Below are 12,729 nucleotides of genomic sequence, written 5' to 3' on the forward strand. Positions count from 1 at the left end.
CTCCCAAATAAATATTATTTGGTTAAATTGTCTCACTAAAAACAATCTATTGCTAGCCCCCCGCATTACCAGAATTAATCCAGAAGAATTCCCACTACAATCGAATCATAAGCAGTTCACTTTAAATCACGCTCGCCGGCTTCGCTGACGGGCGTGTTTTTGTACGTGGACCGGCTCCCGATTCTTCTTCTGAGAGTACCCCATGCAAGCAGCAGTTTCCTCCGGTTTTACCCCGTTTGCCGCCCTTCAGGCCGAAATCCTGCGCGACCCGATTCCCCTGCGCGCCGCAGTGACGGCCGCCTATAGAAAAGACGAAATCAGCGCGGTGCAATGGCTGATCGGCCAGCTCAATCAGCACGACGAAGTCAGCATTCAGCAGGCGCAGCAACTGGCCCAAAAACTGGTCAGTTCGGTGCGCGCGGAACGCACCCGCGCGTCGGGTGTGGACGCGCTGATGCACGAGTTTTCGCTGTCGTCGGACGAGGGTGTGGCGCTGATGTGTCTGGCTGAAGCACTGTTGCGTATTCCCGACAATGCCACTGCGGATCGCCTGATTGCCGACAAAATCAGCAAGGGCGACTGGCGCAAGCACCTGGGCGAGTCGCCGTCGCTGTTCGTCAATGCCGCTACCTGGGGTCTGCTGATCACTGGCAAGCTGGTATCGACCAATAGCGAAACCGGCCTGGGCTCGGCGCTGACCAAGCTGATTTCCAAGGGCGGCGAACCGCTGATCCGCAAAGGTGTGGACCTGGCGATGCGCATGCTGGGTAACCAGTTCGTCACCGGCCAGACCATTGACGAGGCGATCAAGAACGGCCAGGCCAACGAAGCGCGCGGCTACCGCTATTCCTACGACATGCTGGGCGAGGCCGCGCTGACCGAAGCCGACGCCAGGAATTACTACGCTTCCTACGAAACCGCGATCCACGCGATCGGCAAGGCCTCGAACGGCCGTGGCATCCGCAACGGTCCCGGCATTTCGGTAAAACTGTCGGCGCTGCACCCGCGCTACAGCCGCGCCCAGCATCAACGCGTGATGGAAGAACTGCTGCCGCGCGTGCGCGCGCTGGTACTGCTGGCCAAGCAATACAACATCGGCCTGAATATCGATGCGGAAGAGGCCGATCGCCTGGAATTGTCGCTGGACCTGATGGAAGCGCTGGCGCACGATCCCGACCTGGCCGGTTTCGAAGGCATCGGCTTCGTGGTGCAGGCATACCAGAAGCGCTGCCCGTTCGTCATCGACTACCTGATCGACCTGGCCAAGCGCAGCGGCCGTAAATTCATGGTGCGCCTGGTCAAGGGCGCTTACTGGGATGCGGAAATCAAACGCGCCCAGGTGGACGGCATGAGCGGCTATCCGGTCTACACCCGCAAGGTCTACACCGACGTCTCCTACTTGGTGTGCGCGCAAAAACTGCTCGGTGCACAAGGCCTGATCTATCCACAGTTTGCCACCCACAACGCGCAAACCTTGTCGACCATCTACACCTGGGCCAAGCGCGATGGTGTGAACGACTACGAATTCCAGTGCCTGCACGGCATGGGCGAATCGCTGTACGACCAGGTGGTGGGCAAGGACAACCTGGACAAGGCCTGCCGCATCTACGCGCCGGTCGGCACCCACGAAACGCTGCTGGCCTACCTGGTGCGCCGCCTGCTGGAAAACGGCGCCAACTCGTCGTTCGTCAACCAGATCGTTGACGAAGCGATTCCGATCGAGTCGCTGCTGCGCGATCCGGTCGCGGCCGCGCGCGAACAGGGCGGCCTGCCGCATCCTGGCATCGCCCTGCCGCTGGATATGTTTGGCGACCGCAAGAACTCGGCCGGTTTCGACCTGGCCAATGAAAACGTGCTGCGCGATATCTCGGCCGCACTGGCCGAACCACGCAGCTGGCACGCCGCGCCGTTGCTGGCGGGTGGCGTCAGCGCCGGTCAGCCGGTGCAAAACATCACCAATCCCGCGCAACGTAGCGATATCGTCGGCCAACTGGTAGAGGCCAGCGCCACCGACGTGGAAGTCGCGCTGACCAGCGCCAGCAACTTCGCCATGGACTGGCAAACCACCGAACCGGCCGTGCGCGCCGCCGCGCTGCTGAACGCCGCCGACCTGTTCGAAGCCAATGCCGTCGAACTGATGACCTTGGCCATCCGCGAAGCCGGCAAATCGCTGCCGAACGCGATTGCGGAAATCCGCGAAGCGGTCGACTTCCTGCGCTACTACGCCGGCGAAGTCAGCGGCGCGACCAACACCCTGGCGCTGGGTCCGGTGACCTGCATCAGCCCGTGGAACTTCCCGCTGGCCATCTTCACCGGCCAGGTGGCCGCCTCGCTGGCGGCCGGCAACGTGGTGCTGGCCAAGCCGGCCGAGCAAACGCCGCTGATCGCGCACCGCGCGGTCGAGCTGCTGCACGAAGCCGGTATTCCACGCGCCGCGCTGCAATTCCTGCCGGGCCGCGGCGAAGTGGTCGGCGCCGCGCTGACTGCCGACAGCCGCGTCAAAGGCGTCATCTTCACCGGCTCGACCGAAGTGGCGCAGCTGATCAACCGCACGCTGGCCAAGCGCGCGACGGCGGAAAACGCCGACATTCCGCTGATCGCCGAAACCGGTGGCCAGAACGCCATGATCGTCGACTCGTCGGCGCTGCCGGAGCAGGTGGTGCAGGATGCGATCTCGTCCGCCTTCGACAGCGCTGGCCAGCGTTGCTCGGCGCTGCGCGTGCTGTTCCTGCAGGAAGATATTGCCGACAAGACCATCAAAATGCTCAAAGGCGCGATGCAGGAGCTGAAAGTCGGCTCGCCGGACCGCCTGGTGACCGATATCGGCCCGGTGATCGATGCCGAAGCGCAGCACAACCTGCTGGCCCACATCAACAAGCTGAAAGCGACGGCGGTCGATTACTACTCGCTGGATCTGCCATCGGAAGTGACAACGGCGGGCACTTTTGTGCCGCCAACCGTGCTGGAAATTCGCTCGCTGGCCGAGCTAACGCAGGAAGTGTTCGGTCCGGTGATGCACGTGATCCGCTACAAGCGGTCGGACTTGCCGAAAGTGGTCGAGCAAATCAACGCCAGCGGCTTCGGCCTGACGTTGGGCGTGCATTCGCGCATCGATGAAACCATCGACTACATCACCAGCCGCGCACATGTCGGCAATATCTACGTCAACCGCAACATCGTTGGCGCAGTGGTGGGCGTGCAACCGTTCGGCGGCGAAGGCAAATCCGGCACCGGTCCGAAAGCCGGTGGTCCGCTGTACCTGAAACGCCTGCAACGCGGCGCCAGCACGGCGCCGGTGCATGCCCGCGTCGGCACGCCGGCACTGGATGCGTTGGCAGGCTGGGCCAAGCAACACGGCTACGAGCGCGCTTCCAGCCTGGCGGAGCAATACAGCCGTTCGACTATGCTCGGCAGTGAGACCATGCTGCCAGGCCCGACAGGCGAGCGCAACACGCTGGCACTGGTGTCCCGTGGCTCTGTGGCCTGCATGGCCGGCACGCTGGAAGGCTTGCTGAACCAACTGGCGGCAGTGCTGGCAACCGGCAACACTGCGGTGGTGTCGGCCGCTACCGCGCATCTGGTGCCGGCGGACTTGCCGTTAGCCGTCAAAGACCGCATCCAGACCGTTACCGACCTGGAAAACTGCGATTTCCAGATCGCGCTGGTGGAATCGATGATGGCCAAGAGCCAGCACAACGCTTTGGCGGCCCGTAGCGGGGCGCTGGTGGGCCTGATCAGCACGAACGAGGAGAGCAGCATCCCTCTGTGGCGTTTGCTCGCTGAGCGCGCTCTGTGCGTGAATACGACGGCAGCCGGCGGCAATGCCAGCCTGATGACGCTCGAAACTGCGTAATTTCGATCAGAAACAGCTCAAAGCCGGGTTCGCCCGGCTTTTTTTACGCCTTGCAGAAATTCTGGATCACATCAAATGCGTAGCGCGAGGCGACGGTTTTGATGAAATGCATGAAATCTACCGCAGCGTCATCGTTGGCGTTGTCTGAGATTGTTCTGATCACGGCAATCGGTATTCCCAGCTCAAAACACACTTGGGCGACCGCTGCGCCTTCCATTTCCACTGCCAATAAATCAGGCAACGCTGCTTTCAGCGTCTGGATCTGGCCCAATTTGCCTATAAATTGATCACCGCTGCCGATCAATCCGCGATGTACACGCGTGATTGTCGATGCAGCGCCAACCAATCTGTCCGTCAAAGCGACGTCTGTGGCAAAGCTGGACAAGCCGGTCAGCGGAATTTCAAATCTTGGAAACAGCGGGCTGGCATCGAAATCATGCTGGATCAAACTATCGGCTACCACGATATCGCCGACTTTCACGTTTTTATCTCCGCTTCCAGCGACGCCGGTGAAGACGATGTGTGTAACTCCGAACTTTTCCACAAGGATTGCAGCTGTCATTGCTGCAGCAACCTTGCCTATACGCGATAAAACGCACACAGCGTCGATTTCCCACAGTTTCCCGGCCGTGTACTCCCTCATGCCATGAACGTGCCTGGCGGGGCTCTGAAGGGCCTCTATCAGCCCCTGCTGTTCTTCAGCCAACGCACTGATGATGCCTAAACGCATGCTTTTCCTTCAAATTTTGAGTTATCGCTGTGGAGATCCAAGGCTTTTTCCACAACGCGTAGCGAAAAAAAGTGAATTTTAAGGCGTTTCTTGTGGTCTGTAGGGCTTTCAAACATCAAACAGCCGTCCTATTCCGCCTGCGGCTTTTCCGACGTTATGCTTTTAGTTGTTTACAAAAGGTTTATATAAACATAGTGGTAGTAGTAAACGTGCATATAACTGTGGATAAGTCATGTATACGTTTACAAATCATCTGTTTACAGCGTAAACAACGTGCTGCATAAGCGCTGTATCAGCTCAGGAACAGTTTTTGGATAAAATAGTGGCCTGTGGTTAAAAGAGGTGCTTAGCCACATCTCATCCTGTGGATATCCAATCACTTATACACAGTCTCGGTGTTTTTTTCGCCTGAATTGGCATAATTGCAGCGATTTCGACCCTTTTGCTTGGCGCCATACATCGCTTTGTCGGCGCTTTTCATCAAACTATCGGCATCCGCACCGTCATGCGGGTATAAAGCGATGCCGATGCTGCTCGAAATTTGGGCAATGTCTTCGCCCAGCTGGAACGGCGCGCTCATTTTCTTGAGAATTTCCTGCGCAGTGCGCTCGACGTCGGCCGGTTTGCGCAATTCGCTGAGAATCACGGTGAACTCATCCCCACCTAACCTGGCCACGATATCGCTGGTGCGCACGCAGCTGAGCAGGCGATTTGCCACTTGTTTGAGCAGCACGTCGCCCTTGTCATGGCCAAGCGTGTCGTTAATTTCCTTGAAGTAGTCCAGATCGACAAACACCAGCGCCATCGGCAGCTGCGAACGGTCGGTTTTTTTCATTTCCTGGCGTAGATGCTCGTACAGCATGTTCCGATTCGGCAAGCCGGTGAGGGTGTCGAAGTTGGCCTGGCGCCAGATCAGCTCCTCGGAAGCTTTTTTCTGCGTGATGTCGCTCAGCAAAGCGACGTAGCGGAAGGGATTGCCTTGCTCATCGTAGACGGCGTTGACCACCATCGAGGCCAGGAACTCCTCGCCGTCCTTGCTTTGTTGCCACAATTCGCCGTTCCAATGGCCCGTATCCCTCACACACGCAAAAATTTCATCGAAAAATTCCTGATCATGGCGGTGCGAGGCCAATTCGTAGGCACGATGACCGATTAATTCTTTCTCCGTGTACCCGCTCAGCAGCGAAAATGCCGGATTGATGGTCAGGATCTGGCCATTGGCGTCCACCACCATCATGCCTTCGCCGCTGTTTTGGAACAGTAGCGACGCCAGTTTCATCGATTCTTCGTTGACCAGCAGCTGGCGTTCCATTTCACGGCTCGCGCTGTACAGCGTGCGGTAACGTAATTCGCGTTCTTCCTGGCGCCTGTAGGTGCGCAGTGAAAAATGGCCGGCACTGATCATCAGCAACAACAAAATCGCCAGTCCAGCACCGGCAGTCAGGTAGTTTTGTTGCAGCAGACGGTTGGTTTCCGAGTCATTGCTTCCCACAACGATGATCAACGGCAGGCCATCAATTACGCGATAACTAAAAATCCGGCTCAGGTTGTCGATCACGCTGAAGGTTTTGTAAGTACCGGCCTTGGCTTGACGCACGCCGTCGAACAAGGCTGTGTTGCTCAGATCTCGTGCGAAGGCCTGTTCAAAATTGGGCACGCGAGCAATGACTTTGCCGCCAGCGTGAACCAGCGTGATCGAGATATCCGTATTGAAGCGCGAGTTTTCAAATACTGTGACGTAACGGTCGACGTTGACTGGCGCTGCAACCACGCCCAGGAATTCGCCGGTGGCCGTTTCTACGCGACGACTGAGGAAAAACAGCCGTTTTTTGCTGATTTTGCCGACCGCAGGTTCGCCAATGAACAGCTTGTCCTTGTAGCTATTGCTCAAATGGATTTTGAAATAGTCGCGGTCTGCATACGAGGCGCCGATGACGCTGTTGCCGATCGACGTAGCGATCGCGTTGCCTTTCGGATCGATAAAAGTGATCCAGTAATCGCTGTTGACATTGGCTCCGCGTGAAGAAAGCAGGTCCGTCATGGTTGTTGGCGAACGACTTTGCTTTGCAGACAGCACTTTGATGGCGTTGGCAAAGCTGATCAGCGACAAATCCACCGATTGAATCGAGTACAGCACGTGCGCTTCCATCGCTTTGACGTAATGCTCGGTTTGGGTTTGGACGGCGAGTTCGCGTTCCAGGTAGGCAGTGCGGAATTGGCTGATGACCACAGCAATGGCAAGTGCTGCCATCGACAACAGGCCAGCGATCAGGCGTCGTCGAAATCGCAGATAAGCAGGCGACCTGGAGTTTGTGTGTGGTGAGAACAAAACATCTCCGATTGAAGCTGTTTGTTTGACAAGACCAGTATATCGGAGGTTTTATGGTTTACTCTAAAGATGTAATATAAAAATAGTGATAGTTGTTAACACCGACACTTTTCTGTGGATAACTGCTCATTTTGGATTAAAATCAGCCGTTTACGAGCTTTATAAACAGTCGCGTAAACCTTGTATGAGCGAAGAACTGTTTTGGGATAAAAAAAGTCGTCCAGAACATTCGTTTGTTTACTCACATTTGGCACCTGTGGATATCCATATGCTTATCCACAGCCGTAAACAGGGGAATTGATGTCATTAACATCTGTTTTTCCGCATCCCATCGTCCAGGGACCGACCGCTGGCGGTTTCAACACGCCCGCGCAAATTGCTGCTGTCTCCAACGCTGGCGGGCTGGGTTCGCTGGCCTGTTCCTTGTTGTCGCCAGACGCGATTCGCGACCAAACTGCGCAGATCCGCGCGCTCACCGACCGGCCTTTTTGCCTCAATTTTTTCGTTCAGGAGACGCCAAATCCGTCTGCGGATGAGGTGGAACGGGCCAAAGAATGGTTGAAACCGGCCTGGTCTTCGCTGGGCTGGACGGGGTTGCCGACGCCGGCCAAATGGTGCGAGGATTTCGCGCCGCAATTTGAAACGCTGATCGCCTTGCGGCCGGCCGTGGCCAGTTTTACCTTCGGCATTCTGACTGTGGAGCAAATCCAGCGCTTGCATGAGGCCGGCATTTTCGTGATCGGCACCGTGACGCACGTTGATGAGGCGCTGGCCTGGGAAAGCCGGGGCGCCGATGCGGTAATTGCATCCGGCGTGGAGTCGGGCGGACATCGCGGCACCTTCATCGGCGCACAGGAAAATGCCACGCTGGGAACATTTGAATTGCTGCCTGCCGTAGTGGCGGCGGTGAATATTCCGGTGATTGCCGCCGGTGGCATCATGGACGGGGCCGATATCCGCCGCGCGCTGGCGGCCGGTGCGCAAGCGGTGCAGATGGGAACGGCGTTCCTGGTCTGTGACGAGTCCAGTATCGGCGCCGCCTATAAGCAGCGCTTGCTGACGGCCGGTGACCACCCTACTAAATTGACGCGTACGTTTTCTGGCCGCTATGCACGCGGACTGGAAAACCGTTTCATTCAGCAAATGGCTGCTAACGAACGTTTACTGCCGTTATATCCTGTTCAAAACGCATTAACGTCACCAATAAGAGCCGAAGCGGCCAAACGTGGCGAGACCGAACTGATGTCGCTCTGGTGCGGCACCGGCGTATCCCGTGCGCGGGCTTTGCCGGCGGCGAAATTGGTGGAGACTTTGCTGGCGGAGATCAGCGCGCAATAACACGAGGAGACCGTTTTTGGAATCAGCAGGCAGCTACGATTACATCATCATCGGCGCTGGCTCGGCTGGCTGCGTTCTGGCCAACCGGCTCAGCGCCGACAAAGACACCGAAGTCCTGCTGATCGAGGCGGGCGGCCGTGACGATTATGTGTGGATTCACATTCCGGTCGGCTATTTGCATTGCATCGACAATCCCCGCACCGACTGGAAATTCCGCACCGAGGCCGATCCCGGCCTGGGCGGCCGCAGCCTGTTGTACCCGCGCGGCAAAGTGCTCGGCGGCAGCTCTTCGATCAACGGCATGATCTACATGCGTGGCCAAGCTGGCGACTACGACCGCTGGGCCGAAATCACCGGCGATGACAGCTGGCGCTGGGAGTCTGTGCTGCCGCTGTTCAAGAAGAGTGAGGACTACCACGGCGGCGCGTCAGAATTCCATGGCACAGGCGGTTTGTGGCGCGTGGAAAAACAGCGTTTGTCCTGGCAGATACTGGACGCGTTCCGCGACGCCGCCGAGCAGACCGGCATCCAGAAAGTGGACGATTTCAACCGCGGCGACAACGCCGGCTGCGGCTATTTCGACGTCAATCAAAAACGCGGCATCCGCTGGAATACCGCCAAGGCCTTTCTGAGGCCGGCGGCGCGGCGGCCCAATCTGACCATCATGACCGGGTGTCACGTGGAACGTTTGCAGATCGAAAACGGCGCGTGTACCGGCGTGATTTTCACCGGCGGCGGCACACAATTTACTGCCGGCGCGCGCAAGGAAACCCTGCTGGCGGCAGGCGCCATTGGCAGTCCGCAAATTTTGCAATGCTCCGGCATCGGTCCGGCGGCGCGCTTGCATGAACTCGGCATCACGCCGCTGGTCGACCTGCCAGGCGTCGGTGAAAACCTGCAAGACCATCTGCAACTGCGCATGATTTACAAGCTGGGCGGTAGCGCGCGCACCTTGAATACCATGGCTTCCAACTGGTTCGGCAAGATGCGCATCGGCCTTGAGTATGCGATGTTCCAGAGCGGGCCGATGTCGATGGCGCCGTCGCAGCTGGGGGCGTTTGCGCGCTCCAGCGCCAGCGAAGCGACGCCAAATTTGGAGTACCACGTGCAGCCACTGTCGCTGGAAAAGTTTGGCGATCCTTTGCACACTTTCCCGGCCTTCACGGCCAGCGTGTGCAATCTGCGGCCGACGTCGCGCGGCCATGTGCGCATCGCCAGCGCCGATCCGTATGCGCCGCCGAAGATTTCGCCGATGTATTTGAGCACGCCGGAAGACCGCAAGGTGGCGGCGGAAGCGCTCACGCTGACCCGCAAAATAGTCGCCGCACCGGCGCTGAAAGCGTACGCGCCGGAAGAGTACAAGCCCGGCCTCCACTATCGCACCGAGGAGGAACTGGCCGAGGCAGCGAGTATCATCGGCACCACAATTTTCCATCCGGTCGGCACCTGCAAGATGGGCCGCGCCGACGATCCGGCGGCGGTGGTCGACAGTCAATTGCGCGTAAAAGGCGTCAGCGGATTGCGGGTGGTGGATGCGTCCGTCATGCCTTTCATCACCTCTGGAAACACCAATTCGCCGACGATCATGATTGCGGAAAAAGCCGCCCAGCTAATCCGCACCGCTTGAATCTAGATCAAAAATTCATCGTATTTATACTGTATTGTTAGCTAATTTGTTACTGTGTATGATCTAGAAAAAATTGGTACTTTGAAAAGAATAACAGGGAGACAGGATGTCCGACGTTATCTTGGAAACAAAGCATTTGACCAAAGAATTCAAGGGTTTTACTGCGGTCAATGACGTCAATCTGAAGGTCCAGCGCGGCCACATCCACGCGCTGATTGGCCCTAACGGGGCAGGCAAAACCACATGCTTCAATTTGCTGACCAAGTTCCTGGTGCCGACCTCGGGCCAGATCCTGTTCAACGGCCATGACATCACCGCCGCCCGGCCGGCGCAGATCGCCCGCATGGGCGTGATCCGTTCATTTCAGATTTCCGCCGTATTTCCGCACCTGACGGTGTTGCAGAATGTCCGCATAGGCTTGCAGCGCCAGCTCGGCACCAGTTTCTTTTTCTGGCAAAGCGAACGGGCGCTGGACCGGCTCAACGAGCGCGCCATGCAGCTGCTGGCGGAGGTCGACCTGACCGAGTTCGCCGACACCATTACCGTCGACATGCCTTACGGCCGCAAGCGTGCGCTGGAAATCGCCACCACGCTGGCGATGGAGCCGGAGCTGATGCTGCTGGACGAGCCGACGCAGGGCATGGGCCATGAAGACGTTCACCGCGTCACCGAGCTGATCAAAAAAGTCTCGGCCGGCCGCACCATTTTGATGGTCGAACACAATATGAAAGTGGTGTCCGGCATCTGCGACAAGATCTCGGTATTGCAGCGCGGCGCCATGCTGGCGGAAGGCTCGTACGCCGAGGTGGCCAGCAACGCGCAGGTGATGGAAGCCTACATGGGCACGGAAGCCGCCGTGCTGGAAGGAGCGCACTGATGACGGCCGCGCTGGAAATCTCCAACCTGCAAGCCTGGTACGGCGAATCGCACATCCTGCACAACGTCAATATGTCGGTGCAGCCGGGCGAAGTGGTGACGCTGCTCGGCCGCAACGGCGCCGGCCGCACCACTACGCTGCGCGCCATCATGGGCTTGACCGGCGCGCGCAAAGGCTCGATCAAGGTCAACGGCGCGGAAGCGATTGGCTTGCAGACGCATAAGATCGCCCACCTCGGCATCGGCTATTGCCCGGAGGAGCGCGGTATTTTTTCGTCGCTATCGACCGAGGAAAACCTGATGCTGCCGCCGCAGTTGAACGGCGCGGACAAGGGCATGTCGGTGGCGGAAATCTACGCCATGTTTCCCAATCTGGAGGAGCGCAAACATAGTCAAGGCACGCGGCTGTCCGGCGGCGAGCAGCAGATGCTGGCCGTCGCGCGCATCCTGCGCACCGGCGCGCGCCTGCTGCTGCTGGATGAAATCTCGGAAGGCCTGGCGCCGGTGATCGTGCAGGGGCTGGCGCGCATGATTACCACGCTCAAATCCAAGGGTTACACGATTGTAATGGTGGAACAGAATTTCCGGTTTGCCGCACCGTTGGCGGACCGGTTTTATGTGATGGAACATGGGCAGATTGTGGAGACCTTTGTTGCATCGGAGTTGAACGCCAAGATGCCGGTGTTGAACGAGCTTCTCGGTGTTTAAAAATAACAACCACGGTAGGAGACGAACAATGAAAATCAAAGCCATCACCCTTGCAGCCGCCGCATGCGTATCGTCCATCGCAAGCTTCTCCGCCCAGGCGCAGATTTCCAATGACACCATCAAGATCGGCCTCATCACCGACATGTCCGGCCTGTACACAGACATCGATGGCGCCGGCGGCGCGGAAGCCATCAAGATGGCGATTGCCGATGCGGGCGGCAACATCAACGGCAAGAAGATCGAATTCATTTCTGCCGACCACCAGAACAAGGCCGACATCGCCGCTTCCAAGGCGCGCGAATGGTTCGACCAGCAGGGCGTCGATATGCTGATCGGTGGCACCAACTCCGGCGCCAACCTGGCCATGGCCAAGGTGGCGGCAGAGAAGAAAAAAGTCTTCATCTCGATCGGTGCCGGCTCGGCCCGCTTGACCAACGAAGAGTGCTCGCCGTACACGGTGCATTACGCCTACGACACCATCGCGCTGGCGCGCGGCACCGGCGGCGCCATCGTCAAGCAGGGCGGCAAGAACTGGTATTTCATGACCGCCGACTATGCCTTCGGCCAGTCGCTGGAAAAGGATACGTCCGAGGTGGTGAAGGCGGCCGGCGGCAAGGTGATGGGCTCGGTCAAGCATCCGCTGTCGGCGTCGGACTTCTCGTCCTTCCTGTTGCAGGCGCAATCGTCGGGTGCGCAGATCCTCGGCCTGGCCAATGCCGGCGGTGACGCGATCAATTCGATCAAGGCGGCCAACGAGTTCGGCATCACCAAGAAGATGAAGCTCGCTGGTCTGCTGATCTTCATCAATGACGTGCACTCGCTGGGGTTGAACCTGACGCAGGGCATGTATCTGACCGACGGCTGGTACTGGGACGCCAACGACGACACGCGCGCCTGGTCGAAGCGTTACTTCGCGAAAATGAAGAAGGAGCCGTCGATGCTGCAGGCCGCCGATTACTCGGCCGCCGGCAATTACCTGAAAGCGGTCAAGGCGGTCGGTACCGACGACTCCGACAAGGTGATGGCTTACCTGAAGGCGAACAAGATCAACGACATGTTCGCCAAGAACGGCGTGGTCCGTCCGGACGGCCGCATGGTGCACGATATGTACCTGATGGAAGTGAAGAAGCCGGCGGAATCGAAGTACCCATGGGATTACTACAAGGTCGTGGCCACCATTCCGGGCGACCAGGCCTACGCCACCAAGGCGGAGACCAAGTGCAGCCTGTGGAAGTAAACCGCAGTCGCTCCCGCGTCTGCGGGAGCCC

At 58.3% G+C, this 12,729-nt stretch carries 8 protein-coding genes; 6 read left to right on the top strand and 2 right to left on the bottom strand.

The annotated features are described in order from the left end of the window. Nucleotides 1-202 precede the first annotated feature (202 nt). Entirely contained in the window at nt 203-3,853 is a 3,651-nt protein-coding gene (gene putA, locus HH213_RS11260) for a trifunctional transcriptional regulator/proline dehydrogenase/L-glutamate gamma-semialdehyde dehydrogenase (protein WP_169112309.1), read from the top strand. Between the two features lie 43 nt (nt 3,854-3,896). Here putA and HH213_RS11265 read toward each other — a convergent pair whose 3' ends face one another. Together HH213_RS11265 and HH213_RS11270 are read right to left on the bottom strand one after the other, a co-directional pair. Next, nucleotides 3,897-4,583, bottom strand: coding sequence for a 5'-methylthioadenosine/adenosylhomocysteine nucleosidase (locus HH213_RS11265; RefSeq protein ID WP_169112310.1), 687 nt, complete (start codon nt 4,581-4,583; stop codon nt 3,897-3,899). A 376-nt stretch (nt 4,584-4,959) separates the two neighbouring features. After that, nucleotides 4,960-6,912: a bifunctional diguanylate cyclase/phosphodiesterase gene (locus HH213_RS11270; protein WP_229263398.1), complete on the bottom strand. Its 1,953-nt coding sequence runs from the start codon at nt 6,910-6,912 to the stop codon at nt 4,960-4,962. A gap of 300 nt (nt 6,913-7,212) precedes the next feature. Between HH213_RS11270 and HH213_RS11275 the strand changes: the two genes are divergently transcribed. The 5 genes from HH213_RS11275 (at nt 7,213) to HH213_RS11295 (ending at nt 12,698) form a co-directional block, all read left to right on the top strand. After that, nucleotides 7,213-8,250, top strand: coding sequence for an NAD(P)H-dependent flavin oxidoreductase (locus HH213_RS11275; RefSeq protein ID WP_169112311.1), 1,038 nt, complete (start codon nt 7,213-7,215; stop codon nt 8,248-8,250). 16 nt (nt 8,251-8,266) lie between these two features. Continuing rightward, nucleotides 8,267-9,877, top strand: coding sequence for a GMC family oxidoreductase (locus HH213_RS11280; RefSeq protein WP_169112312.1), 1,611 nt, complete (start codon nt 8,267-8,269; stop codon nt 9,875-9,877). A gap of 106 nt (nt 9,878-9,983) precedes the next feature. Continuing rightward, on the top strand, nt 9,984-10,754 hold the full coding sequence (locus tag HH213_RS11285) for an ABC transporter ATP-binding protein (protein WP_110846042.1): 771 nt from the start codon (nt 9,984-9,986) through the stop codon (nt 10,752-10,754). Next, nucleotides 10,754-11,461, top strand: a complete 708-nt coding sequence (locus HH213_RS11290) for an ABC transporter ATP-binding protein (RefSeq protein WP_110846043.1) — start codon at nt 10,754-10,756, stop codon at nt 11,459-11,461. Before HH213_RS11285 ends, HH213_RS11290 begins: the two co-directional genes overlap by 1 nt. Before the next feature lie 28 nt (nt 11,462-11,489). Further along, on the top strand, nt 11,490-12,698 hold the full coding sequence (locus HH213_RS11295) for an ABC transporter substrate-binding protein (protein ID WP_169112313.1): 1,209 nt from the start codon (nt 11,490-11,492) through the stop codon (nt 12,696-12,698). Nucleotides 12,699-12,729: the final 31 nt, after the last annotated feature.

The sequence above is a fragment of the Duganella dendranthematis genome (assembly GCF_012849375.1).
Taxonomy (GTDB): Bacteria; Pseudomonadota; Gammaproteobacteria; order Burkholderiales; family Burkholderiaceae_D; genus Rugamonas; species Rugamonas dendranthematis.